The 26,330-nt window shown below is 43.1% G+C and carries 24 protein-coding genes; 19 read left to right on the forward strand and 5 right to left on the reverse strand.

The genetic code is table 11. From position 1 onward, the window contains the following. Positions 1-36 precede the first annotated feature (36 nt). Entirely contained in the window at positions 37-888 is an 852-nt protein-coding gene (locus A5868_RS15630) for an AraC family transcriptional regulator (protein WP_086304680.1), read from the forward strand. 44 nt (positions 889-932) lie between these two features. Here A5868_RS15630 and A5868_RS15635 read toward each other — a convergent pair whose 3' ends face one another. Continuing rightward, a complete protein-coding gene (locus A5868_RS15635; protein ID WP_086304682.1) occupies positions 933-3,239 on the reverse strand; it encodes an HAD-IC family P-type ATPase in 2,307 nt (768 codons plus the stop codon). 198 nt (positions 3,240-3,437) lie between these two features. Between A5868_RS15635 and A5868_RS15640 the strand changes: the two genes are divergently transcribed. The 7 genes from A5868_RS15640 to A5868_RS15670 all read left to right on the forward strand — a co-directional run bounded on the left by A5868_RS15640 (position 3,438) and on the right by A5868_RS15670 (position 11,673). Then, entirely contained in the window at positions 3,438-4,886 is a 1,449-nt protein-coding gene (locus tag A5868_RS15640; protein WP_086304684.1) for a sensor histidine kinase, read from the forward strand. Positions 4,887-4,933: 47 nt separating this feature from the next. Continuing rightward, the gene (locus tag A5868_RS15645) at positions 4,934-5,629 is read left to right on the forward strand and encodes a response regulator transcription factor (RefSeq protein ID WP_086304686.1); all 696 of its coding nucleotides are present in this window, start codon (positions 4,934-4,936) and stop codon (positions 5,627-5,629) included. Between the two features lie 111 nt (positions 5,630-5,740). Further along, the gene (locus A5868_RS15650; protein ID WP_086304688.1) at positions 5,741-6,319 is read left to right on the forward strand and encodes an NUDIX hydrolase; all 579 of its coding nucleotides are present in this window, start codon (positions 5,741-5,743) and stop codon (positions 6,317-6,319) included. Positions 6,320-6,460: 141 nt separating this feature from the next. Continuing rightward, entirely contained in the window at positions 6,461-7,219 is a 759-nt protein-coding gene (locus A5868_RS15655) for an ABC transporter ATP-binding protein (protein WP_010779355.1), read from the forward strand. Next, positions 7,212-8,807 (forward strand): ABC transporter, encoded by a 1,596-nt coding sequence (locus A5868_RS15660; protein WP_086304690.1) that lies wholly within the window; start codon positions 7,212-7,214, stop codon positions 8,805-8,807. The genes A5868_RS15655 and A5868_RS15660 overlap by 8 nt, the downstream gene beginning before the upstream one ends. A 620-nt stretch (positions 8,808-9,427) precedes the next feature. Further along, positions 9,428-10,915: a glutamate/gamma-aminobutyrate family transporter YjeM gene (yjeM, locus tag A5868_RS15665; RefSeq protein ID WP_010779353.1), complete on the forward strand. Its 1,488-nt coding sequence runs from the start codon at positions 9,428-9,430 to the stop codon at positions 10,913-10,915. A gap of 185 nt (positions 10,916-11,100) precedes the next feature. Then, positions 11,101-11,673, forward strand: a complete 573-nt coding sequence (locus A5868_RS15670; RefSeq protein WP_086304692.1) for a helix-turn-helix domain-containing protein — start codon at positions 11,101-11,103, stop codon at positions 11,671-11,673. Positions 11,674-11,961: 288 nt separating this feature from the next. Here the strand turns inward: A5868_RS15670 and A5868_RS15675 are convergent, their stop codons facing one another. After that, the gene (locus A5868_RS15675) at positions 11,962-12,738 is read right to left on the reverse strand and encodes a helix-turn-helix domain-containing protein (RefSeq protein WP_086304694.1); all 777 of its coding nucleotides are present in this window, start codon (positions 12,736-12,738) and stop codon (positions 11,962-11,964) included. 341 nt (positions 12,739-13,079) lie between these two features. Then, a complete protein-coding gene (locus tag A5868_RS15680) occupies positions 13,080-13,379 on the reverse strand; it encodes a DUF2316 family protein (protein WP_086304696.1) in 300 nt (99 codons plus the stop codon). A 126-nt stretch (positions 13,380-13,505) separates the two neighbouring features. Between A5868_RS15680 and A5868_RS15685 the strand changes: the two genes are divergently transcribed. From A5868_RS15685 to A5868_RS15730, 10 genes are all read left to right on the forward strand, one after another. Beyond that, entirely contained in the window at positions 13,506-13,928 is a 423-nt protein-coding gene (locus A5868_RS15685; protein ID WP_086304698.1) for a MarR family winged helix-turn-helix transcriptional regulator, read from the forward strand. A gap of 170 nt (positions 13,929-14,098) precedes the next feature. Beyond that, positions 14,099-15,181: a 3-phosphoserine/phosphohydroxythreonine transaminase gene (gene serC, locus A5868_RS15690; protein WP_086304700.1), complete on the forward strand. Its 1,083-nt coding sequence runs from the start codon at positions 14,099-14,101 to the stop codon at positions 15,179-15,181. After that, positions 15,182-16,369: a 3-phosphoglycerate dehydrogenase family protein gene (locus tag A5868_RS15695; protein ID WP_086304702.1), complete on the forward strand. Its 1,188-nt coding sequence runs from the start codon at positions 15,182-15,184 to the stop codon at positions 16,367-16,369. After that, complete coding sequence (locus tag A5868_RS15700; RefSeq protein WP_086304704.1) at positions 16,369-17,595, forward strand: DUF1015 domain-containing protein; 1,227 nt, start codon at positions 16,369-16,371, stop codon at positions 17,593-17,595. Before A5868_RS15695 ends, A5868_RS15700 begins: the two co-directional genes overlap by 1 nt. Positions 17,596-17,703: 108 nt before the next feature. Beyond that, a complete protein-coding gene (locus tag A5868_RS15705) occupies positions 17,704-18,039 on the forward strand; it encodes a PadR family transcriptional regulator (protein WP_086304706.1) in 336 nt (111 codons plus the stop codon). A gap of 2 nt (positions 18,040-18,041) precedes the next feature. Continuing rightward, positions 18,042-19,085 carry an HAAS signaling domain-containing protein gene (locus A5868_RS15710; RefSeq protein WP_086304707.1) on the forward strand — a complete coding sequence of 348 codons (1,044 nt, stop codon included), beginning with the start codon at positions 18,042-18,044 and terminating at the stop codon, positions 19,083-19,085. Positions 19,086-19,201: 116 nt separating this feature from the next. Then, the gene (locus tag A5868_RS15715) at positions 19,202-20,293 is read left to right on the forward strand and encodes an SLC13 family permease (protein WP_254908356.1); all 1,092 of its coding nucleotides are present in this window, start codon (positions 19,202-19,204) and stop codon (positions 20,291-20,293) included. Positions 20,294-20,413: 120 nt separating this feature from the next. Then, positions 20,414-21,580 carry a trans-sulfuration enzyme family protein gene (locus A5868_RS15720; protein WP_086304711.1) on the forward strand — a complete coding sequence of 389 codons (1,167 nt, stop codon included), beginning with the start codon at positions 20,414-20,416 and terminating at the stop codon, positions 21,578-21,580. 161 nt (positions 21,581-21,741) lie between these two features. Continuing rightward, positions 21,742-22,203: a hypothetical protein gene (locus A5868_RS15725; RefSeq protein ID WP_086304713.1), complete on the forward strand. Its 462-nt coding sequence runs from the start codon at positions 21,742-21,744 to the stop codon at positions 22,201-22,203. A 5-nt stretch (positions 22,204-22,208) separates the two neighbouring features. Next, positions 22,209-22,715, forward strand: a complete 507-nt coding sequence (locus tag A5868_RS15730) for a prolyl-tRNA synthetase associated domain-containing protein (RefSeq protein ID WP_086304715.1) — start codon at positions 22,209-22,211, stop codon at positions 22,713-22,715. 63 nt (positions 22,716-22,778) lie between these two features. Here A5868_RS15730 and A5868_RS15735 read toward each other — a convergent pair whose 3' ends face one another. Together A5868_RS15735 and A5868_RS15740 are read right to left on the reverse strand one after the other, a co-directional pair. Next, positions 22,779-24,551 carry a putative polysaccharide biosynthesis protein gene (locus tag A5868_RS15735; RefSeq protein WP_010779342.1) on the reverse strand — a complete coding sequence of 591 codons (1,773 nt, stop codon included), beginning with the start codon at positions 24,549-24,551 and terminating at the stop codon, positions 22,779-22,781. Between the two features lie 77 nt (positions 24,552-24,628). Further along, on the reverse strand, positions 24,629-25,324 hold the full coding sequence (locus tag A5868_RS15740; RefSeq protein WP_086304717.1) for a TIGR00266 family protein: 696 nt from the start codon (positions 25,322-25,324) through the stop codon (positions 24,629-24,631). Between the two features lie 104 nt (positions 25,325-25,428). On the opposite strand from A5868_RS15740, the gene A5868_RS15745 reads away from it, so the two are divergent. Then, the gene (locus A5868_RS15745) at positions 25,429-26,208 is read left to right on the forward strand and encodes an ABC transporter ATP-binding protein (RefSeq protein ID WP_086304719.1); all 780 of its coding nucleotides are present in this window, start codon (positions 25,429-25,431) and stop codon (positions 26,206-26,208) included. Positions 26,209-26,330 lie beyond the last annotated feature (122 nt).

The following is a 26,330-nucleotide window of genomic DNA, read 5'->3' on the forward strand; positions in this document are numbered from 1 at the left end:
CCATTTCCCAGTATAGTAAATGTAGGAGGAAGATGAATGGAATGGTTGGATCATTTTAACGACAGTATTGAATATGTGGAGGCGCACTTGACGGGAACGATTGATCTTGATCGGATCGCGCAATTGGCGCAGTGCTCGACCTATCATTATCAGCGAATGTTTTCGTATATCGCCGGCGTAACTTTGGGTGAATACATTCGACGCCGTAAGATGAGTTTGGCAGGTGTGGCACTGCAACGAGGTGAAAAGGTGATCGATGTCGCGGCGGCATTCGGTTATGATTCACCGACGTCGTTTAATCGGGTGTTCAAGAGTGTCCACGGAATCACCCCGAAAGAAGCAAAGCAATCTGGCGCTAAATTAACCAGCTATCCCATGTTGACCTTCAAAATTACAGTAAAGGGAGTTTATGCGATGGAATATCAATTAATCGACAAGTCCGTTTTCAATGTAACAGGAGTAGGGATCACGTTAGACAAAGACATGGAGAAGTTTAAAAAACAGATTCCAGAATTTTGGGCGGAAACAAGTAAGGACGGCTGTTTAGAGCTGCTCATTCCCATCATGGATCAGCAGAATCCAGGGGTCATGGGCATTAGTTTAATGACAGCAGAAAGTCAAGAAGAGTGGGAATATGTCATCGGTGTTGCCAGTGATGACGTGCCTGAAAACTTCAAGCAATACGAAATTCCCGCAGCTAAATGGGCGATCTTTTCTGGAACGGGACCTATGCCCGGTGCGATCCAAGAGCTTCAAACACAAATCTTCACCGAATGGCTTCCGACATCTGGTTTTGAGTATGCAGAACTGCCGGATATTGAACTGTATCTGGACGCCAATCCAGAAAATGCAACATTCCAAGTCTGGTTGCCGGTAAGAGCAAAATAACAAATAAACCTGTCCAATCGGACAGGTTTTTTGTTATTTATAAATTAGAGAAACGCCAACTTCATTTTGTTGATTCTGCTGGCAAGCGGTTGCCATAGTAGAATATTTCCGATCATCATTATTGAAAAGAAGAGGAAGATCGGAAATGTGACCAAGCCGATAGATAACAGGTTGTGGAACAGTAAAGCTGCTACAAAACTGCCGATCGTCGTCGTAACAACTAAAAATAGTCGTAGACGATTGAAGGGCTGGCACGACTTCATCACCGCAAAGCAGCTGATTCCGATTAGTAAATAGTACATCAAGGTACGTGTATCTAATGCTGACAAGAAGAACTGTCCAAATAGCCAGACGAGAACGACATTGACCAAGACTAATAGTCCACTTGGCAGCGCGCGTTTGATCGCGGTTGGTAAAAACCGTCCCTTGATTTTTCTGTTATCCTCCTCGAAGGATAGGAAGAAAGAAGGGTAGCCTTCGATCGCTAAATCAATCAAGGTGATTTGAAGCGGAATAAAAGGGAACGTCGAGACAGTCAAAATGCAGAACAAGGAAACTAGCAAGGAATAAATCGTCTTAATGAAGAACACGCCAGAGGAACGCGTGATCGTATTGACAACACGGCGGCCTTCAAAAATGATGTTCGGCAGACTGCCAAAGTTGGAATCTAAAAGCACCACGTCAGCGATTTGACGAGTCGCGTCATCGCCTTCAGCCATGGCGATAGAGATATCCGCCTCGCGAAGGGCAAGGATGTCGTTGACGCCATCCCCCGTCATACCAACTGTTTTCTCTTGAGATTTCAATTCGTGGATCAAAAGCTTTTTCTGTTGTGGCGTTACCCGTCCAAAAATCGAATGGGTGTGGGCGAGTGCACGAACGTCTTCTTCTTTTGTGTATGCCGAAAGATCGACGGCTTGCTGATAGTCTTTAAAGCCTGCTTTTTCAGCAATCGCAGCAACGGTTTTCGGATTGTCGCCGGAAATAATTTTTAGTGTCACACCTTGTTCAGTTAGAAAATCCAAGGTTTCTTTTGCATTTTCGCGAATGGGATCACTCAAGGTCAAGAAGGCGATAGGTGCTAAGCCGCTGGGCTGCTCTGAAAGCACTGTTGGCGATAAGGCAATCACTAAGATGCGCAGTCCGGATTCTTGATAGTGTTGAATGATCTTGGGGATCTCTTCCGCGGGCAACAGGTTTTCTGGCGATCCTAAATAGAGAGTTGTATTGTTTTCAAAGGTGACCGCGCCGTATTTTCTCTCGGACGAGAAGGGCAAGACTTGCTTTGCCGGGTCGTGCGCCCCTGAGCCAAAATACCGATTCAAGGCTTGAGCTGTTGGGTTGCTATCCTCGGTGGCAGCTAAATAGCTGGTCATTAAATTAGGCAGTGCCTCGCGATAGTCCTCATCTAGCAAATAGAGATTCTCCACCTGCATGTTTCCTTCAGTCAAGGTTCCCGTTTTATCCAAACATAGAATGTCCATATGCGCAAAATTTTCAATGGCGTACATATTCTGAACAAGAACCTGTTTCTTTGCCAATTTGATGACGCCTGTGGTCAATGCAATGCTGATCAGCAAGACCAATCCTTTCGGCAGCATCCCTAAAAGCGCCGCAACAGAAGTGACCACTGCGGTATGGGTAGAGCTGTCGCGTAAGAAAAATGCTTCAATAAAAAGTAAGAGTCCAATGGGTAGAATGATAACACTTGTAAATTTTGAGATTTTTCGAATGGACTGTATCAGCTCCGATTTGATCGGTTTTGCCGTTTTTGTCTCATTAATGATTTTTGCGGCATAGTTTTCAGCTCCCACATGTTGGACTTCGGCGAGTAGCTGCCCGCTGGTTAAGTAGCTTCCTGATAAAATTTCCGATCCTTTTCTTTTGGGAATCGTATCAGATTCGCCGGTGAGCAGAGATTCATTTGCCTCTGCCAATCCATCCAAGACCAGCATATCACTAGGAATTTGTTCCCCCGCCTTCAGCAAGACATGGTCTCCAAGTACCAATGATTCTGGTGAGATGGATTGTTTCTTTCCGTCTCTGATCACAGTGATATCGTGTTGAGCCAATAAAGTCAGGCGCTCGACCATATTTCTTGCACGAATCTCTTGCACGATCCCAATGATCATGTTGAGAATAATGATCGAGATAAAGAACATATTGCTGTAGGCGCCGACAGCGAAAAGACACAAGGCCAAAAGAAAATTCAGCAAATTAAAGAGTGTCAGCGTATTTTCCCGGATAATCGTCGTTGTCGACTTCGCGGGATTCATCCGATGCTCATTGGTCTGCCCAGCAGCAATTTTTTCCTTTACTTGTTTTTCTGTTAATCCTGTAAATTCATCCATAAAAAAGTTCCTCCGAAGCAGTTCAGTCAATATCTTATCGATAAAGCACCTTCTATGATAAGAAACAAAAGCAAATAAACAGGGTGGAAAGAATAAACAATTTATAAACTATTTATTAATACTTGCTTTATTTCGTGAAAACACAAAACATTCGTGTTAAATAAGAAGAGAGAGAAACGAACAGTGAGGAGTGCAAAAATGACGATTCGACAACGATTATATTTTTCCAATGTCTTGATGATCGTCATGCCGATCGTTTTGACGACGATTGTTTTAGGAGGCGTTTTTTTTATTTTCTCTGAAACGCTGGGCAGTGATTTCATAACTCAGTGGCAGGAAAATAAGGGGTATGCGCAAGAATACGAACGTCTCGAAGACTTGCAGGAATCCTTTGATTCGAAGCCGCCGACAGAAGCGCAGCTAACAAGCGCCCTCGATCGGTTAGCCGCAGAGCATCCTCGTCATGCCTATAGTTTGTTTATTTATGATAAGGAACACACATTGGTAACGCATGAAGGAACGTACAAAGAAAATAACATTGTCACTGGTATGGTGGGGAATCCAGAACAAGAAACTCTTGTAGTCAATAACGTTTTGCTTAATCGACTTCCTATCGGGGATTTCACCCTTTTGCTGGTCAATCCGAATTACCATATGAATTTGGAAGAAAAAATCATTGATAACAAGGAAATGATTCTTTTGATCGCTTTTTTGACTGTACTTTGTGTGGTTCTTTTTGTTATTTTAACCAATTACGTGTTAGCACGTTTTATTTTCCGACCTATCAATGAAGGACTGAACACGTTACTCTATGGCGTAGAACAAATTCGTGATGGCCATTTGAGTTGGCGGACAACGTATCAGGCGAATGATGAATTTCGTCCAGTCGTGACGAGTCTCAATGAAATGGCTGAGCGCTTAGAAATGATGGTGACGGAACAAGAAAAAACGAGTGAGAACCGGAAAGAATTGATCGCCGGGATCTCCCACGACCTTCGTACGCCGCTGACAGCGATCAAAGCTTATGTGGAAGGCTTAGACAAAGGGATTGCCACAACGCCCGCGATGAAGAACAAGTATTTGCAGATTATTACTCAAAAAACGGATGACCTCACACGATTGGTGGACCAGCTTTTCCTATTTTCAAAGATCGATCTAGGGGAATACGCCTTGAGGATACAGCCTGTCGATATTGGAAAATATATTGCTGAGCTGATTCAGGGGATTTCAGAGGAGTACAAGCAGCGTGGCTTGACGCTCACACTTGGCGTGCATTCGTATCGAACGATGGCAGCGATCGACTCGGAACAGTTGCGAAATGTGATCCTCAATATTATTGAAAACACAGTAAAGTATGGCGCCAAAAAGGACAATCAATTGTTCATCGAACAGTACGAGCAGTCAGGACAAGTAATCCTTACCTTCAGTGACAATGGTCCAGGGGTTCCGCCTCAACAACGAGAAAAACTTTTTGATGTTTTTTATCGCGGGGACGAATCACGAACGCAATCAGGAAAAGGCAGCGGATTGGGGCTGGCAATTGCTCGTCGAGTTGTTGAAAGTCAGGCAGGGACCATCGAAGCACGAGCTTCTGATAGCGGCGGGCTGCAAATTAGAATCCAATTGCCCATTAGCGAAGCAACATGAGGGATTAACTAGAGAAAAACAACCTGCAGCAGGTAAAGGGGAAAATGATGAAGAAGATTTTGATCATAGAAGACGATGCGGCGATCGCAGATATTGTACAAGATTTTTTGACGATCAATCATTTTGAGAGTACGGTGATCCATGATGGCGGGGAAGGCTTGACCGAAGCCCTAAAAAACATCTATGATTTGATTTTATTGGATGTGATGCTGCCGACCATGGATGGCATCGAGGTATTACGCCAGCTTAGAAATGAGGTGCGAGTGCCGATTCTTCTAGTCACTGCAAAAAGTGAGGAGCTAGACAAATTACGCGGACTTGGCTTAGGGGCAGACGATTACATCAGTAAACCTTTTTCGCCAACAGAATTGGTCGCACGTGTTCGTGCCAACCTCGCACAGGTTGAACGCCTGAATACGCAGCAGTCGCTATCTGAAAAGCAACACACGATAGGCATGGGAGATATCGTGATCCAGCCGGAAGCGATGAAGGTGTTTGTCAGAGAAAAAGAAGTGGTGATGAAGCACAAGGAATTTGAGCTGTTGCTGTTTTTAATGGAAAACATCCAACGGGTATTCAGCAAGGAAGAATTGTACGAAAAAATTTGGGGAATGGAATCGATTGGAGAGATCCGCACCGTAGCGGTCCACATCAACCGCCTTCGAGAAAAAATCGAAGAAAATCCTTCAGAGCCTGTACATATCCAGACGGTTTGGGGTGCAGGCTACCGATTCATCCCATAGACAAAAAGACTCGATCACGTTGATCGAGTCTTTTTTCTATCCTGATGCCGGAGGTCTTTTGTTATAATCGGTAGATACAGGAGTCAAAATCAATGGTATGAGGTGAAAAGAATGAAAGAAATAATAAAACAAATCAGCGAATACGTCCCCTTCACGAAACAGGAGGCTGCGGATCAGACGTTGTTTTTGACGAAGCTGCAATTTCAAAAGGATCTTTTGACGCGTGACAATCCAGAGGTTCATTTTTCTTCCTCTGCGTGGGTCGTCAATCCAACGTATGACAAGGTGTTGATGGTCTTCCATCATATTTATCAGTCCTACTCCTGGACTGGTGGACACGCTGACGGTGATGCAGACCTTCTGCACGTTGCCAAAAAGGAATTAGAGGAAGAAACTGGGATAACAGAGTATCACTTAATGTATGACGGGCTGTTTGCCTTCGATATTTTACCTGTGGAGGAACATTATAAAAATGGAAAGCGTATCAAAAAACACGTACACGTCAATACGACCTTTCTATTTATGGCGGAGGAAGATCAGCAATTAACAATCAAAGAGGACGAAAATAGCGATGTCAAATGGATCGCTGTGGCGGAGCTGGACGAGGCGGTAGCCGAAGAGGAGATGCGGCCTTATTATCATAAAATGATGCAAAAGGCGTTGTTACTGAAACAAGAGTCCTCTGTTTAATAAGGCCCATTCTATTGTAAGTCGCTGCTTTTTCTCGTATAGTGAATAAAAGCAATCACGCGTTATATTTAAAAAGGTGACCAAAATCTTAAGTTAGCAGGCCATTCTGGATGCTGGTAGGGGAAACGAGGAGATGGAACAATGATTGAATTAACAGGGATCACGAAAGTATATGGAGAGAAAAAAGCGCTGAATCAGTTAAGCCTAACGATTAGAGAAGGAGAGATCTTTGGATTTTTAGGACATAACGGCGCTGGTAAATCCACTACGATCAAAAGCTTAGTGAGTATTATTGAACCAACGAGCGGCGAGATTTTGTTTGACGGTAAAAACTTAAAAGAGCACCGTTTGGCAATCAAAAAGAAAATCGCCTATGTACCGGATTCTCCAGATATGTTTTTGCAATTAACTGCTAATGAATACTGGGATTTGATCTCCGCAGCTTATGAGCTGAAGGGGCAAGAAAAGCGGCATCAAGAGCTGATCGAATTGTTCGATCTTGTGGGACATGAAGATGAAACGCTGGAAAGCTTTTCTCATGGGATGCGGCAAAAGACCATTATTATCGGGGCACTGCTGCCGGACCCGGATATCTGGATCTTGGACGAACCCTTGCAAGGATTAGACCCGCAAGCCGCCTTCGACTTGAAAGAAATGATCAAACGTCATGCGGAAAAAGGAAAAACCGTCATCTTTTCGACACACGTGTTAGACACCGCGCAGCAATTGTGCGATGATCTGGCGATTTTGAAAAAAGGAGAGCTGATTTATAACGGCTCCGTTGATGATTTGTTAGCGGAACATCCAAATGAATCACTGGAGAGTATCTATCTGAAGATGGCTGGTCGACAGGCGAACGGGGATTTGGTGGCTGAAATTGAGGAGGATGCTCATGAATAGCGGAATCATCAAACGGTTGATTGGCGTCAATATGCTATATGTCAATCCGTCGGCGACGAATCAAATTCGAAAAAAGGGACGGAAAGGAAAGCAGGTCCTTCGCAGTATCGTTCAGCAGTATCTGTTGTCTGGGGTCATTTTTTTAGCTATTTACGGATTGACGATGGTCATGATCGATTTTTCAAAGTTGCCGGGATTCTTTACGTATTATATGGCATTGTTTGCGTTGATCGGCTTTTCTCAATCCTTGTCTGCCATTTTTAACGTCTTTTTCGAAAGCAAAGACCTGCAGGATTATCTGCCGTTGCCGATCAAGCAAGGGGAGGTTTTCATCGCAAAATTCCTGGCGGTCGGAATGACGATCGTGCCCTTTTTATTGCCGCTGTTGATCTTATTTTTCTTAACGGCGTTTAAAAGCGGCTATTCCATTGTCTTTGCGGTGATTGGAGCCATTCTACTATTTATCATCTTTTTTATCCTGCTTTTTAGTTTGTGCAGCTTGATCGTGTTTGGGATGACGAAAACCAAGTTGTTCCGACAGCATAAAAAATTATTTACGAGTTTGATGCTGGGATTCTCAATGGTCGTTTCTGTTGGAGGAATCCTCGCGATCAATTTTTCTCAAAACTCCGTGGATCATTCAGCGGGCGTTACGGATCGCCATCCCTTTGCGATATTTATGCCGTTCTACCATGTGATGCACGCCTTGTTTACGACGAAAGGACTTCTGACCCTTGTTGGACTGTTTGTTGCAACCGCGTTGCTGTTACTTGCGCTACGCTATTTCGTCGTTCCAAGTTTATATGAACAGTTCAGTGATGAGGGCTCTCGCACGATTGCGACCAAACGAAAACGAAAGACCAATCAATCGTTGAAAACGCAATTAGGCAGCTACAATGTGCAACTGCTTAAAAATCCCAATCTGATCATGCAGGTGTTGACGTCTTCCTTGATCATGCCTGTCGTGATGGTGGGAACAATGGTGACGACGAACCCGATCGATCTGCAAACTTTGCCGATGACATTTATAGGCGTGTTCTTTGTGGCGGGTATAGTCTTTTCCAGTGTTATGTTGAACCAAACGTCTTTTGTCAGTAACTTGATCTCGCTGGATCGGGAGAATTTCTTCTTCATCCAGTCGTTGCCGTTGTCCATGAGAAAATATCTTCGACAAAAATTCTGGGTCGGTTGTAAAATTCAAATGGGGATCGCAGGCGGCGTTGGGCTGATCATTGCCCTCGTGCTGAAAGCACCGTTGTACTTACTGATTCCTTTTTTAGCAGGAATACTGTGGGGGACTTATCTGTTGTCGTTATATTTTTTCAGCCGCGATTACCGTTTACTGAACATTACATGGACCAATGTCAGCCAGCTCTTTACTCGAGGTGTCGGAAACTATGGGCTCATGCTGTGGCTCTTCGGCTCATTGATCTTGGGCGTGATCGTAGTCGCACTTTATGTGATCGCCGTAGTGATGAATTTCAATCCGTTACTTCTAAATGGTGGAGTGATGATTTGGTTGGCGATTTTATCTGGTGCTTGGCTGTGGATCAATCAAAGCAATTTTTGGAAAAAAATCAGCGAATAATAGGTTAAAAAGGACGAAAGACTCTCAGAAGAGAGGGCGTTTCGTCCTTTTTTTGTGTCACTTTGGTCAAAAATGCGCACAAGAAAGATTAAAATTGGAGGACTTTTCCGTTTCTAAATGATGGTTTCTAAATGGCAAATAACTAAAATATTTTAAATGGATTTTTCATAAATAAATCGGCAAATTTTTTAATACACGCTCTTACGAAGGTTTATTAGGAAATACATTGTCGTTTTTTAATTTTAAATAAAAAAAACATCTGGAAAGGAAGCGTTTGCCTATGCTTAAATACATTATAAAAATTCGATATAACAGCATTAATGTGATGCGAATAATTACAATAAAAAAACAGCTATAATTTGCTTAGTATTTACTGGGAAAGGCTAGTTATTTTATCATTTAATTATTCCCGCTCTATTCTGGCGCAAAAGGTTTCTTTGACAAGAATTTTCTGAATATTTAAACTAGTCCGTTTCTTGCGTTCTGTGTTTTTTCATTGTAAAGTTACATTTAGGGTTTTCTAGTCTTTAAAAAATTCTTGCTCAATTAATAACTAATTGAAGTTTTGAATAGACCAGACGAAGGAGCACCCGAGATAAAATTGAATAGGAGTGGTTTCAATGTCCAAAGCAGAAAAAGGCATGACGCTTGGCGCTCTGGTCATGATGATCTTTACCTCAGTATTCGGGTTTGCTAACGGTCCAGTAGCATTCTACTTGATGGGGTATGGCTCAATCGTCTTTTATGTCATTGCTGCAATTCTATTTTTCATTCCTTTCGCGTTAATGATGGCTGAATATGGTTCAACGATCAAAGGCGAAAACAGCGGAATGTACAAATGGTTGGAAGTCAGCGTAGGCCCACGTTTCGCATTTATCGGAACATTCATGTGGTTTGCTTCCTATGTTGTCTGGATGGTGTCAACATCATCAAAAGTTTGGATTCCCTTCACAACGGCTTTCGCCGGAAGCGACCAAACGCAAAAACTGCACATGTTCGGGTTAAACTCAACACAAATGGTTGGGCTTTTAGCGTGTGTGTGGATGATCATCGTAACGTTGGTCTCAATCAAAGGGGTCAAAGGAATCGTTAAAATCACCAGTCTTGGTGGTTTAGCAGTAACTAGTTTGAACGTGGTTCTTATTGTGATTTCAGGTATTATTCTGGTTGTAAATGGTGGACACTTGGCTCAACCATTTGACCACATTTTACATTCTCCAAATCCTAGTTACCAAAGCCCAATCGGTTTGTTAGGGTTTGCGGTGTTCGCGATCTTCGCTTACGGCGGTCTTGAAGCTGTTGGTGGGATGGTCGACAAAACACGCAATCCTGAAAAAACATTCCCGAAAGCGGTCGTTCTTTCAGCCTTGATCATTTCTGTAGGGTACGCATTAGGAATCTTCCTATGGGGTGTAAGCACAAACTGGCAAGACGTATTATCAGGCGATTCAACAAACTTGGGAAATATTTCTTACGTAATGATGAACAACTTGGGGGTTGAATTTGGCAAAGGCATCGGCCTTAGCCAAGCAGCTGCGATCAGTATGGGTAACTGGTTTGCTCGTTATACTGGTCTAGGGATGTTCTTAGCCTATAGTGGTGCCTTCTTTACATTGACGTATTCACCATTGAAGACGTTGATCATGGGAACACCGAAGAAATTATGGCCGAAGAAATTCACTGAATTGAACGAAAACGGCATGCCAAGCTACGCAATGTGGGCACAATGTGCGATCGTTGTTGCGATCATCTTGATCGCGTCATTCGCAACGCCAGATCCATCTGCCTTCTACAACATCTTGACTTTGATGGCAAATGTTTCGATGACATTGCCATACTTGTTCTTGATCTATGCATTCCCTAAATTCAAGAACAAAACGGGCTTGGATCGTCCATTCGAAGTATACAAATCTAAAAGCATGACGATGGTCATCAGTGTCGTAGTCTTCCTATTAGTATTGGGTGCGAATGTCTTTACGATCTTCCAACCAATCATCGAAGGAGCAGGCGCACGCGATACATTATGGATGATCGCAGGTCCAGTCGGATTTACAGTTGTTGGTATTATTCTTTACCAAAACTATGTCCGTCGTTCTAAAGCAGAATAATCATAAACAGTCTCGACGAAAATTCGTCGGGACTTTTATTTTGTCCATTTTTCCGTTAGACTTGATAAATCAAGGTTTTTAAACATGATAAAGGCTTTTGACAAGCGGAAAACCCCTAATGACAAAGACTTTTGCTAGTGAGTATCAGAGGGAACGATTAGGGTAAGGATGAAGGAGCGGATGAAATGAACTTAAGCAAACAGATCAAGAGACTACGTGAAGAAGCAGGATTTTCCCAGGAAGAATTATCGGAAAAAATCTATGTTTCTCGTCAAACCATTTCCAATTGGGAGAACGAACGGAGCTATCCCGATATTCATAACCTGTTATTGCTAAGTGTTCTTTTTGACGTGACTTTAGATGAGCTTGTCAAAGGAGACGTGGAAACGATGAAAAAAATGATCAAAAAAGATGAGATGGATAAGTATAGTTGGATCATGCTTGGAACGATCGGTGCAGCAGCGATTTTATTTGGACCTGCGTGGAAGCTGTTCGGCGAGAAAGGTCTCTGGATTCCATTTATTTTATGGGCGATTGGAATGTGGGCGGCAATAAAGATCGAAAAAATCAAGAAAGCAACTAATGTGAAGACCTACAAAGAAATCGTCGCCTACATGGAGGGGGAGGACGTCGAAGCGAAGCGGAAAGAACGACATTTTGGAAAAGATCTGATGGCGAAAACCCTCATCGTTGTTGTATTTACAGCAATTGTTTCAAGTGTCGTACTCCTAAGTTTATGGGTGAGCGGACTCTTATAAGAGAAAATCCCAGCAAAAAACATCTAAAAGGGTGGCTATTGCTGGGATTAATTTTTATTTCAAAAAGAGTTTATCACGGTCCTCGTTCGTTCAGAACGTCATAATGATTGCTACGATGGATGGCATCAGAAAAAGCTTCAACTCTACCTTTGTTCATTTGCCGTACATCCTTTCGTTATCTAAAAAATGAGTCCTAATTAGTTTTAGCATGATACCTAATCGGGAATCAAAGAAAGACACTCGGAAGAAGAGGTTACTAGTTTGTACAAACGTGAGGGAGTAGAATTACTAGTCAGAATCAGTGACTTTAAAATAAGCAGTTGCATGGGTATCATCACCTCTCATAGCAACCAGCCCTTCTGGATTTCCTTCCGCATCACGAGCTGTTGCTGCGATAGCTTCATTGGCTTCTTCTATTGATTTGTACTTCACCGCATGAATTTTTCCGCCATACGGGTCCTCTATTAATTGAATTGTATCTTTCATCTCAACTACTGAGACTTTTTTGATTTGATTTTCTTGATCTCTTTTAACCTTTAAAATGACTTGACTGTCAAAGCCAGTATTTAGGTGAGCGGATTGCCAGAGACTAGTTTCATTTCCGTCAGGTAAGGTATCAATGATTTCTTCAACAAAATTATCTTTATAATAATAGATCGAATTGTCGTTCTCTTTCTTTTTTTCTACGAATTTTGAATAATCTGAAAATTCATAGGACAGGACTTTTTCTTCATTTGCTTGGTGATTTTCCCTGAGCAAAAAGGCAAAGACTACGGCAAAAGAGAGGACCACAACGATCAATGACAGAATGATTCGTTTAAAGATCATATTCCTTTTCGTCTCCTTCGTCATCGTATCCACTAGCTTGTCATCTTCATTGATCAATTGATCGACCGTAATGTTATACAGTTGGCTCAATGAAACAAGCATACTGAGATCAGGGTAGGTTCGATTGATCTCCCAACTTGAGATCGTTGAACGGGAGACATTGAGAATCGTTGCCAATTCCGCTTGAGTATATCCATGAGCGATGCGAAGTTCTTTTAGCTTGCTTCCTATTTTCATAAAAAATCCCACCTTTCACCAGTTGACTCACTTAAGATAATTTCAGTGTACCTGATTTAAAAGCGTGCATAAAGAGATGTTTTGTAACAGGCCTCATTTCAACGATGTGACAATATGTAGCAAAGGAATTTGACTCGAAAATCAAGGACGATAAAAAAGACTTTTGATTCCAACTTGTAGAAGGAAACAAAAGTCTTTTAAAAATCAGGCGCTATAATTTTTAGGACTGTTAAAAAATTTGTCTGTCAGTTTTTTTTTAGTTGGATTTTAGTATAATCTATCATTAACAAAAGATGAAATAGAATATTTTTCCCTTGTAATGAATTAATTAAAGTTCCCTTCTATCCGATTTTCTTTTTATCGATCCGACGACTATTCAAGAACCAATAGCTGTGGTGATCACCTGTCAATGCAGTAAAGGGAACCGCGGCTTTGCCTTTGATTTTTAGTGTTTCTTCTAAATAATTTTTGAGAATCCAGGGATCTTCGATATGACTGACATCAAGGGTCAAAATATTTTTAATCGTTTGAGGCGTCGTATGGAGGTCAGCGGCAATTTGCTCGAGGCTAAGACCTGTTCGTTCGACATTTTCTTTGAATTCTTCTTTTGTGTGTTGCATCTCTTGCGGTGTTAATGACATAGTATTCGCTTCTTTCTTTAAACATAAATAGTTGTAATTTTAACTATCGACAGCATACGCTGATTGAAAACAGTTGTCAAATAAATAGTTGTGATTTAAACTATTAAGAAAGAAATGAGGGAGCAGATGATCTCAAAAAGAGAAGATTTAGCCGAAAAAATTTATGCGGTTAGCACCTTGCAGCAGAATTTTGTTATTGAACGTTTGAAGACGCTGCATTTGAATAGCTTACAATCTCGCAGTCTGAATTTTATTGCAATGTATCCGGGAACGATGCAGCGAGAATTGGCGAACTATCTGGGAAAGCAGCAGGCGACCGTAACGAATATTCTAAAAGTGCTGGAAGAAAAGAAATTGATTTATCGCAGAATTCCGAAAAACAATGAGCGGCAAAAAAATATTTATCTGACGCCTGAAGGGGAGCAGATGGTAGAAAAAGTCCAGACGATTTTCGATGAATTGGGTCGTCAAATGGAGTCGGTATTTTCTAAAGAAGAGCGGCACCAATTTGAACTTTTTTTAAAACGAGCAGAAGACCAATTGGCTTAGCGCGAAAGTGTTAAGCTTTTTTGATTGTTGCAAACAAAGATGAAATTTTTCAGTATAAAACCATATTATAGAGAAATTAGTTTTAAATTAGCCTTTTATCATATAAAGACATCTGTTATAATTATCATCACATCTAAATGGATGTCACTAATGAAAAGGAGCGAATAAGTATGACGATTTATAATTTCTCTGCGGGTCCAGCGGTATTACCAAAAACAGTATTGGAGATCGCACAGTCCGAAATGCTTGATTACAAAAACAGCGGTATGTCCGTGATGGAGCTGAGTCATCGTTCCTCCTTATTTGAAGACATCATTCAACAGGCTGAAGCGTTATTAAGAGAACTCATGGCGATTCCAGACAATTACAAGGTCTTATTCCTGCAAGGCGGAGCCAGCTTGCAATTCACTATGCTGCCGCTGAATCTTGCGCAAGGAAAAAAAGCATTGTACGTGAACACAGGATCATGGTCAAAAAAAGCCATCAGCGCTGCCAAAGCCATCGAAACGGTAGAGGTAGACGTGATCGCCTCAAGTGAAGACAAGAATTTTACGTATATTCCTGAATTGCCGGAGACCGTCGATCAAGAGGCTGCGTACCTGCACATCACAACGAACAATACAATAGAAGGAACAGCCTATGGGAAGATTCCAAAGGTGGGCAATGTTCCCGTGATCGCTGACATGTCTTCGAATATTTTAGCCAATGAGTACAACGTAGAAGACTTTGGTGTGATCTATGCCGGCGCACAGAAAAATATTGGTCCAGCAGGGCTTACAGTCGTGATCATTCGTGAAGATTTGCTCAATCAAGAAGCTGTTTTCGCCCCAATGATGGATTATGCACTGCAGGCGAAAAATAATTCTCTTTATAATACACCTCCGACCTATGCCATTTATATTGCAAAGCTTGTCTTTGAATGGGTGAAGGAGCAGGGCGGTGTCGCTGGGATCACAGCGAAGGATCAGCAAAAAGCGCAATTGCTTTACGATGCGATCGAAAAATCGAACCTGTTCACGAGTCCAGTGGCGAAGAACAGTCGCTCAATCACGAATATTCCATTTGTGACAGGCGATGAAGAACTAGACAAGGCCTTCAATAAAGCAGCTTTAGCACAAGGCTTTGAAAATTTGAAAGGCCATCGATCTGTCGGCGGGATGCGGGCCAGTCTGTACAATGCCTTTCCAGTAGAAGGCGTCGAGGCGTTGGTCGCATTCATGGAAACGTTTGAAAAGGAAAATGGGGGAAAATAGATGTTTCAGATTAAAACATTCAACGCGATCGCTCCTGAAGGAATGACGCGTTTTGATAAAGAGAATTACCGAATCAATGAAAGCGAAGAACCAGATGGCATCATTCTGCGAAGCCAAAAGCTGCATGACTATGACTTTCCTGAATCTGTTTTAGCAGTGGCGCGTGCGGGTGCTGGAACGAACAACATTCCGGTCAAGGAGTGCACCGAAAAAGGGATCGTTGTCTTCAATACGCCAGGAGCGAATGCGAATGCGGTGAAAGAATTAGTCGTCGCTAGTCTGTTATTGGCTGTTCGTCCGATGGTTCAAGGGATCAGTTGGGTACAGACCTTAGAAGGCAGCAATGTCGATGAACAGGCAGAAGCGCAAAAAGCACAATTTGCAGGAACAGAATTAGAAGGAAAAAAATTGGGTGTGATCGGGTTAGGTTCCATCGGTGCGATGGTGGCAAACGATGCCTACCGTTTAGGAATGGAAGTGACCGGCTACGATCCGTATGTTTCTGTTGATACGGCGTGGAGTATTTCTCGTCGTGTAAAACGAGCGAAGGATTTGAAGGAAGTATTGACGAATTGTGATTTTGTCACGATTCATGTTCCTTTGACGGAGCATACCCATCATTTGATCAGTACGGAAGAATTGATGCAAATGAAGAAAACGGCGCATTTAATGAACTTTGCTCGCGGGGAGATCGTGGATACCTGTGCGGTGGTAAAGGCAGTCAATGAAGAACGAATCGCAGGGTTTACCACCGATTTCGCGGAAGAAAAATTACTTCATAATGACAAGATCACTGTTTTGCCTCACTTGGGGGCTTCAACAGAAGAGGCAGAAGTAAACTGTGCAAAAATGGCGGCGCGGGGCTTGAAGCGTTTCTTGGAAACAGGGGTCATCAAGCGTTCGGTCAATTTCCCAAATGTTGAAATGGCCTTTGATTCACCCTACCGTATCACCATTATCAATCGCAACGTGCCGAATATGCTGGGATTGATTGCGTCTGAGATCGCTTCTTTAGAGGTCAATATCGACAACATGGTGAATCGCGGAAAAGACGAGCATGCCTACACATTGGTGGACGTTTCCGAAACAAATCCAAGAAAAATAGCAGCAATCGTGGAGCAATTAAGTAAAAATGACGGCATCGTCCGCGTTCGGGCGATCAAACGTGATGAGGAGTGTGAATTTTAATGGTACAAGTTCATCCATTTAAAGCCATTCGACCCGCAGAGGACCTAGCCGAGCAAGTGGCGGCACTTCCTTACGACGTCGTGAATTCACAGGAAGCAAAAGAGCTGGCAAACGGGAATCCCTACAGCTATTTTCATATTGACAAGGCGGAGATTGATCTGCCTGTCGATGTTTCCCCTTATGACGAAAAGGTCTATCAAAAGGCGGCGGACAATTTGGCGGCATTTTTAGAGAAGGGCTGGCTATTTAAGGAAAATGAAGCCAACTTTTATCTTTATGAATTAGTGATGAATGGCCGCAGTCAAACGGGCATAGTGGCCTGCACCTCAATCACCGATTACATTGATGAAAAAATCAAAAAGCACGAATTTACGCGTCATGAAAAAGAAATCGACCGGATGAATCATATCCGCACCTGCGATGCAAATACAAGTCCGATCTTCTTGAGCTACCGCCCACAGGAAGAGATCCAAACGATCATCAAAACTTGGCAGAAGAAGCACGCACCTGTCTATGATTTCGTGAGCTATCATGAAGTTACACATCGTGTCTGGGTGATCGATCACGCGGCAACGAGCGATCGTTTAGCAGAGCTTTTTACAAAAGTGGATGCATTATATATCGCTGACGGTCATCATCGGACAGAATCAGCGGTAAAAATCGGTTTGGAAAAACGTCAATCCGGTGAACAGAATCCCGAAACGGAACAATTCTTGTCGATCATCTTCCCGGAAGATGAATTAGCGATCTGGGAATACAATCGCGTGTTAAAAACACCACCGCCTGCCGATTTTATGGAACGCTTGGCAGAAAATTATCATGTTACCAAAACAGGGACTAAAAAACCTGAAAAAGCGGGGGATTGTCAATTATACGATGGGAGTGCTTGGTACACATTGAGTATTAAGCCTGAGAAGGTACCAAATGATCCAGTAGAGAAACTAGATGTAGCCTTGCTGCAAAAATTTGTCTTAGAAGATATTTTTGAAATCAACGACATTCGCACCGACAAACGGATCGATTTTGTCGGTGGAATTCGTGGAACCGAAGAACTTGAAAAATTGGTTGACGCTGGCGACTGGCAATTGGCCTTCTCCATGTATCCAACACAAATGACGGATTTATTAGACGTGGCAGATGCCAAGAAAATCATGCCGCCGAAATCTACGTGGTTTGAACCGAAGCTCTTGAGCGGATTGTTCTTGCATGATTTAGAAACGAAATAATGTTTAAACTCTCGAAATTTTTTTCGGGAGTTTTTTTGTGGTTAACAATATTGTGTTATTGACTATAATGTGTGTCGCACAGTATAATGAATACGAAGAGGTGATCATATGCCAGACAAGGTTATTGTTCAAAACTATGTGACAGAATTGAAAAGAGGAAATCTAGTTTTGGCTGTATTAGGCAGTTTGAGTACGCCTCATTATGGCTATGCGTTGTTGCAGACGTTGCAGGAGCGAGGAATGGATATTGAAGCCAATACGCTTTATCCGCTGCTGAGAAGGCTGGAAAAGCAAGAATTGTTGGAAAGTGATTGGGATACGACTGAGAGTAGACCGCGTAAGTATTACTCAATCAGTAAAACAGGCATAAAAGTTAGGGAAAAGTTGTTTGAGGAATGGAAGGATATGCAAAAAAGTCTGATCGGCATTTATTCGGAGGGGTGAAAATGGAAAATCTAATTGAGCGCTATATAGCGGCGGTTGTTCAGCAATTGCCGGAAAAGGACCTGGAGGAAGTCGCCAAGGAACTACGCAGTAATATTTACGATATGTTATCAGAACGACCCAACAATGCGGAAATTGAAAAGGTCCTTCACTCAATGGGGGCGCCAGCAGAACTGGCGGAACAATATCGGCAAAATCCGCGCTATCTTATCTCTCCGCAGGTCTATGATGACTATATTCGTTTATTGAAGCTGTTAGTACCGATCGTTGGGATTATTACCTTAATAGTTGGTGCCGTTTCTGGTGTTTTTGAAACCCTTCAACAGAGCGGGCCGCAAGTTGGCCGAGCCCTGCAGGCAATGTTTCAATCTGGTCTTCAGAGCGGTGTTTCAGGGGTAATGCAGACGTTGGTATGGACAACGATCGGCTTTGTGATCGCTGAACGGACGGGAGCTTTCAATCGCAAGAAAAAGGATGATTGGAAAGTGGAGGACTTGCCGCCGCTGACCACTGAAAAACTAATTCCAATTTCTGATCCAGTGGCAGAGATCATTGCGACGTTGCTTTTTAGCGCTTTTCTGATCTTCGGAGCCTTGAATTTATTTCCGCAGGTTTTTTCTAAAACGGGTCATGCGATTGTCAACGTGCCGTTGTTTAGTAACAGCTTTACGATGCTCTTAATACCAACAGTGATCGTTGGAGTCCTGTTGACCTTAAATTCAAACGTATTAAAACTGGTCGATCGCCGTTGGACGAATCGCGTGTGTTTATGGTCGATCATTGAGATTTTGATATGGACAATTCTAGGGGTCTTTTTACTGATGCGAGAAAATATCTTCAGTTCTGAATTAGTAGAACTATTACAGGAACAAACCTGGTCCAGCGGAGATGTGCTGCACTATATCTCAACTGGCGATAACGCATCAATTCGACTAATTATCAGCCTTGTGATTGTGGTGATTTCTGTAATTCAAATTATTTCTGTGCTTTACAATCGTAGTAAACGAACTTCGTATGCAGGCTATGCGAATCAGGAACATGCTTAATTAAAATATTTCAGTAGACCCTCTCGTCAGGGGTCTATTTTTTGCCTAATTTTAAGTATTTGGAGTATTCTATTGAAAAGAAAGTTAGAATGAGAAGGTGTAGACGTGTGAAGCGTATGGCAAACTATTTTATAAATAATCGATTGATGAGTGTTTCGTTACTTCTAGCAATCATTAGCTGTTTGATCGGTCGATTTTCCGCTGGATTTATTGATTACAAAGTGATTTTTAGTTTATTTGGTTTGATGTTGCTGATTCAGGGGTTTGAGCAAGTGGGAGTGTTGCGGTTCGTTGCACAGAAGCTCCTTCATTATTCAAAGAATACACGGCAATTAGTTCAGCTAATGATTTTGTTATCGTTGGTTGGTTCGATGTTTTTAACAAATGATGTGGCGATTTTGACGTTGCTGCCGATTTATTTAAAGCTGTTAGCTGTTCTTCCAAGATTCAAAGGGCGCTTTTTGGGCAGTGTCTTGATTATCGTGGCAGCGAATTTAGGCAGCAGCTTCTTTCCTTTTGGCAATCCGCAAAATCTATATTTATATGACTATTATCATGTGCCGTTGAGTCAATTCTTGACGTGGATGTTTTTAGTCTTGCTGGTCAGCGTTCTTTCATTAGGACTGTTGACGCGTTTAGTCGCAAATGATTCTTTAGAAGAAATAGACATGGAAGACCACCGATTCGACCGTAAAGAAACGATGTTATTGAGTGGATTGATGCTTATCATGATTCTGGTGGTGCTCGATGTACTGCCTTATCAAGGGGTCATTCCTTTGGTCGCGCTGATCGTTGCGGTGTATCGTCGCGAACTCTTCAAGGAAGTGGATTACGGTTTGCTGCTTACCTTTGTATGTTTTTTCCTAATAGTCGGAAATATCGGAGAAGCGCAATTTATCAAACAGTTTTTACAGTCATTGAATGGCAAACAAATTTATTTGGCAGGTTTGGGGCTCAGTCAGGTGATTTCAAATGTCCCAGCAGCGTTCTTGATTGCGCCATTTACGACTAACCAACAGGCCGTCATTTTGGGTGTCAATATTGGCGGATTGGGAACCCTTTTGGCCTCTTTAGCGAATCTGATCGGCTACAATTTGTTTCGGATCTATTTTCCAAACGAAACGAAGAAATTCTTAGGCTTATTTAGTGTTGTGAATTTCGGATTGCTGTTCTTATTAGGCGGTATTTTTTATTTCTTCATCCATTAGAAAGCCCCTAGAATTCCTAAAAATAAGCTAAGTTTCTTATGGGAATTTATACACGATCGCTGAAAACGCTTCGATTGGTGTTAAGCTTGGTTTACAAGTAATGGTTGAGGAGGATTTGTAATGAAGGATAAGACAAAATTTATTCACGGATATCACGCATTTGATGAGGAGAGCGGCGCTTCCTCCATTCCGATTTATCAATGTTCAACATTTAAACAGGCATCCATCAAAGATGGGCAGGCCTATACCTATTCACGCTTTGGCAATCCAACGAGAACGGCTCTGGAAGAAGCAGTCGCGGCGTTGGAAAATGGAAAATATGCGACAGCCTTTGCTTCTGGGATGGGGGCAATCTCGGCGGTCCTGCTGAGCTTTAATCAGGGCGATCACTTAGTCATGTGTAAAAGCATTTATGGCGGGACTTTCCAATTGGTCAATGAGGTCATGAAACGATTCGGCATCGAAGTGACCTTTATTGATGAGACGAATCTTAACGAGTGGGAACAAGCGATTCGCCCAAATACCCGTGGTCTTTACTTAGAAACACCGTCTAATCCGTTACTGTCAGTAACGGATATCGCTGGAGTCGTGGCGATCGCAAAAGCGCACCATTTAGTGACGATGATGGACAACACATTTATGACACCGCAATTTCAGAAGCCCCTTGCTTTGGGGGTGGATGTCGTGATTCATAGCGCGACGAAATTCATTAATGGCCACAGCGATGTGGTCGCAGGATTAGTTGTGACAAATGATGAGGAATGGCACAATCAAATCACCCTTCAGCAAAAAGTTTTGGGGGGGATTTTAGGAGTAGAGGATTGTTGGCTAACGATGCGGGGATTGAAGACGATGGGTCTGCGGATGGAGCAGAGTGCGACCAGTGCTGAGCGAATCAGCCAAATGCTGGAGGCACATCCTGCCGTGAAAAAAGTCCATTACCCTGGGCTGCCGAGCCACCCCGACTATGAGGTGCACAAACGGCAAGCAACCTCAGGCGGCGCCGTGCTGTCTTTTGAATTAGCCGATCAACAAGCGGTCTACACATTTGCGGATGCCTTGAAGCTGCCAATCGCCGCAGTCAGTCTCGGTGGAGTAGAGTCTATCTTATCCTATCCCGTGACGATGAGCCATGCGTGTGTACCAAAGGAAGAACGGGAGAAGCAGGGCGTTACAGAAGGGCTGCTCCGCTTATCTGTAGGCATCGAGGACACAGACGATTTGTTGGAGGATCTAGCACAGGCATTGTCAAAGGTCTCCTCAAAAATAAGTGAACCGAACAAGTAGTATAGCGGAAGATTGAACCGCACGAAAGTCAAACGGGTTTTTACGTTCTATTGAGAGCGTAAAAAATCGGTTTGGCTTTTTCTTTCTTTTTTGGAGAAATGGATATATTAAACGAGGCTTGTTGGGTATAATGGAAACATCTCTTAGAGGAAGTGATAGTTATGCTCGAAAATCTTTTGCGTCCAGAGGTGCTGCTGTCAAATGTGATCGTTTGTCTCATCACCTTTTTGATCACCCGGTGGGCCCTGAAACGAAAACCAGCGGCTCCGCGTACCAAAGAAGGGGTTGTTCAGATTCCCAAACAAACCAATGATGGTCTAACGGTGCTTGAACACTCCTTAGACACACTGCAATCCTATAAAAAAAATCTTAACAGCTATGGCTATGTCTATTTTCAAGAAACGACACCGATCGTTCTTGAACAATTGAAGGCGGAAGCGTCTAGTCTGATCGTTTCAGAGGCCAATCAGTCGATAGAGGAGCAATTACATAAAAATTACGACGCGTTGCTTGATTTTCAACAGCGGGAAGTATCGGATACGAAAAAGCTGGAGCTGGAAGTCTTGAATCATGTCAATAAGACGATCATCACATGGCGAAATCTCTTAAAAGAAAGCAGGTGAGAAGGGTGTCAAAAGCGACAGACCAAGAAGTGTATCAATTGTTTGAAGAGTGGCAGATCCCTTATGAACGGATCGACCATCAGGCCGTTTATACGGTTGCTGAGATCGATTTTACGATCGACGGCAGCGACGTGAAAAACCTATTGATGAAAAGCAAGAAAACAAAGAACTATTATTTTGTGGTCTGTCCTGGTCAGAAGCGGCTAGACATCAAGGCGCTTGCCAAGAAATTAGAGGAGCGGCAATTGTCCTTTGCTTCGGAAGCAGAGCTTTTTGAGTTGCTTGGCCTTGAGCGAGGCTCGGTCACACCTCTTGCTTTGTCCCATGATACCAAACAGCAAATTACCTTGATCATCGATAAAGCCATTGACCAAAGGGAAAAAATCGGCTTTCATCCAAATACGAATACCGCAACAGTGGTCATTGCCTTCAGTGATTTCACTCTTTTTTTGGCAAAACTGGGTATTGAGCCGCTGTATTGTACGATTCCCGAAAAACAGCCCGACGCATAAAGCGTCAGGCTGTTTTTTTCAATAAAAATCCTCTTGACCGTAAAGCCAAGAGGAGCTTAATTGTTAACGCATCCGCAAACGACGTCGAATACCGTCGACCCGAGGGCCTAATAATTTGTCCGCCATCCGGGTTTTTAAAGCTAAGAGAATGTACGTGAAGCCGCCGATAGCCGCGACAATCAGAATAATGATCATAGACTGGACTTTCGAGTCTGAACTTAAAAACAGTTCACAGCCAAATTTGGCGACGAAAGCAACAGCACCCATAACCAAGGACATCACAGTGACCTTTCCGATAGAGCTTAGTGTTTCTCTGAAAGGGAATTTCGATAACACATGGATACGGTCAAGCAAGAACAGATTGGCTACGAATAAGCCAACAAAAGTCGCGATCAAAGGCCCGTATGCTTTGAACATATAAATCAACGGAAATTGTGTGACTACCTTAACGAAAAGACCGATACACAGGAACCATACCGCTTGCATGTTGCCGTCTAGCCCTTGAAGCATGGTTGAAGAGACCATGAACAAGCCCATCATGATGCCGACGACACAAGAGGCTGCCAATAATTCCGCGCCTAAAGGATTAGGCCAATAAAACAACGTATTCAACGGATAAGCTAAGACAATCATTCCGATCGTAGCAGGCATCATGACAAAAAATAACAATTGTAAGTTATTAGTCACCAATTGCGCAAGACCCGCTTGATCTTTTTTGTTGAAGCGTTCGGTGATCAGCGGCAATCCCGCTGTCGCCATCGCCGTTCCCAAAGCAATAACAACCATGGTCAATTTATCTGGATTCGCAGATATCAACGTGAACAAATCCGCATTTTTTGCAGCAGAATAATCGGAGACAAGCAGCATGATCTTCTCAAAGGAATATTGATCGATCAGTTTGAAAATGCTGATGGCGCTGCCGACGATAATGAAGGGGATCGCTTGGGCAATCATTTGTAAGACCAATTGGCGGCCTGAGAAGCTGATTTGGTTGTTGCTTTCCTTGATCAGCTCTCGAAAAGCCGTTCGTTCCTTCAGTAATGAGAACAGTAACACGGCCATAGCAAAGGCAACGCCGATAAATGCAGCGAACGTAGAATGCACGACGGCTGTTTTATAGCTGCCATTATTGACCTGCATGATGATGAAAGCAGAAGCCAGCATGTAGCAAACACGGGCAATCTGTTCAACGATCTGAGAAATCGCATAAGGCTTCATGTTGTTGTTTCCTTGGAAAAACCCGCGAATAACACTCATCGCTGGGAAGATCAGCAAGACGACGCTTAACGAGCGCATGACAGGAACAAGATCCGCATTTCCTTGAGACAGGTAGGGCGCACCTAAAAACATGATAGCGGCACAGATAATCCCACCGATAGTCATTAACCGCATAGTATAAAATAACAGTTTCTTACTAAGTCCATATTCATTCATGGAGTTGTATCGAGCCGTCTGTTTCGCCACAGCAGCAGGGATTCCCGCAGTGGAGATCATGAGAAACAGGGCGTACACATTGTATCCTTTGGTGTACAAATAGTTGGCCTCTAGTCCGTGAGGCTGCATCCACGCGATCCAGGGGATCACATAAACTGCCCCTAATAATCGAGAGAAGATGTTTCCGACCGTCAGCCAAGCAGTGCTTTGGACCATTTTTTCCTGTGCACTTGCCTGTTTTTTCGGTTTAGAAGGACCGTTTCCGATTGCATCTGCTTCGTCAGTCGGTTCCAGTGTTTTCTTTACTTCTTTTTTCGGCGGAATTGCCGTATCTGCATGGTAACGAGCCATTCGTGAAGGATGTTCAACAGACCCGTTTCCGTAAGTATTTTTTTCAGTCATATAAACCAGCTTTCTACAACAGTGTCCTCCATATTTTACCTGTTCTGCCGCCCACTTACAATCCTACCTAAAAATATTTAAGATTTAGGGATCAACGTGCTGACATGCTCCGCGAAACTTTCAAAATTTCGTGTTTGGATATAGACAGACCCGCGACCATGGAACTCATTGACGACGCCTTCTCCTGTTGTAAAGCCAAACGTGCCAGAAGCGACCTTAATGTTGTAATCCAACGAGCTGCTCCACGCGATGACATGCTGGTTGTCGATAATGACCGGCTGCTCGCCATCTAGATCAACCTTTTCGATGTCGCCAAAGGCAGAAACAAGAATCTGGCCGCTGCCAGTGGTTTCCATAACATACAAGCCGCCGGTTCCTCCCAATAGGGCACCAGATAGTTTTTGACGCTTCATCTGATAATTCACCTGTTCTTCGCTCGCCAGAAAGGCCCCCGTGTTCAAGCGCCAGTGTTCAGCACCGACATCTAAAGCAAAAATTTTTCCTGGAACGGCCGGAGCAATAGCGATCATCGCGTCATTGGAATTCGCCGTGGCTGTACTAATGAAAAAGCCTTCACCGCTAGTCACGGATCGCCCTAGAGCGCTTAACGCACCGCCGAGCCCTTTTTTTCCATTGGTGTTCATTTTTCCTTCTAATTCGATTTGGCCGAGTTGGTAGACCATCGCTCCTGGTTCAATCCGTAATTTCTCTCCCTTTTGCAAGTGGACCTTTGCGATTGGAGCAAACGTGCTGGCTGATAATTCATAATTCATCGATAAAACTCCTTTCGAGACATTTGCTAAATTATATCATTTCCCATATCATTCCTGTGAAATTTTGTTAAAATTGTAAAAAGGGAAGGGGTTGGTAGGAAAGTATGGATATTTTATCTTTTGAGAACGTTCAGTTTGTCCGTCAGCAGAACGTATTGTTACAGGATATTGATTGGCGAATCAAAGCAGGTGAAGATTGGGCAGTTTTAGGATTGAACGGTGCAGGGAAAAGTTTGATGCTAAATATGATTTCTGGTAATTTGTGGCCCTCAAGCGGGAGGTTGACGGTTCTAGGAGAAGTCTTTGGACGGACATCGATTCCCGATTTGACGAAGCGGATCGGCTGGGTGAGCCAGTCTCTGCAAGAACGAATTCACCGAGAAGAGCTTGCGGAATGGATCGTTCTATCGGGAAAATTTGCCAGTATCGGGATTTATCAGCAGGTTTCGGATGCTGAAATGAAGGAAGCGAAGCAGATGCTGTCGTCGCTAGGCGCTGAAAAACTGATCGGTAAACCTTATCAGGTGCTGTCCCAAGGGGAAAAACAGCTAGTGCTGATCGCGCGAGCGCTGATGGCTAAACCAGAGCTGTTGATCTTAGATGAGCCTTGCAACGGGTTGGATCTATTTGCACGAGAGGATCTGCTGGCACGCATTGAGAGAATGAAGCAGGCGGCAGACGCCCCAAGCTTGCTCTATGTTACCCATCACACGGAAGAAATTTTGCCGATATTGACGCATGTTCTGATGATTCGTAGCGGGGAAATTGTTCAGCAAGGACCTCGAGACGCGCTGTTAGAAGAACCTATTTTAAATGATTTTTATCAGCGACCGATCATGATTCACGAAATGAGCAATGACCGGCGGATGGTGATTCCCAAATAGAAATCTGCTCTCAATGAGTAGATTTTTTTAGGTTTGTTAATAAGAGCTAAAATTATCGCAAAAGAGATAAGTGCCTTTTAACCCGGATTCACCCGTTGGACAATTAAGAAAAAGCTGAAGAA

It is taken from the genome of Enterococcus sp. 12F9_DIV0723 (genome assembly GCF_002174375.1).
GTDB lineage: Bacteria > Bacillota > Bacilli > Lactobacillales > Enterococcaceae > Enterococcus_A > Enterococcus_A gilvus.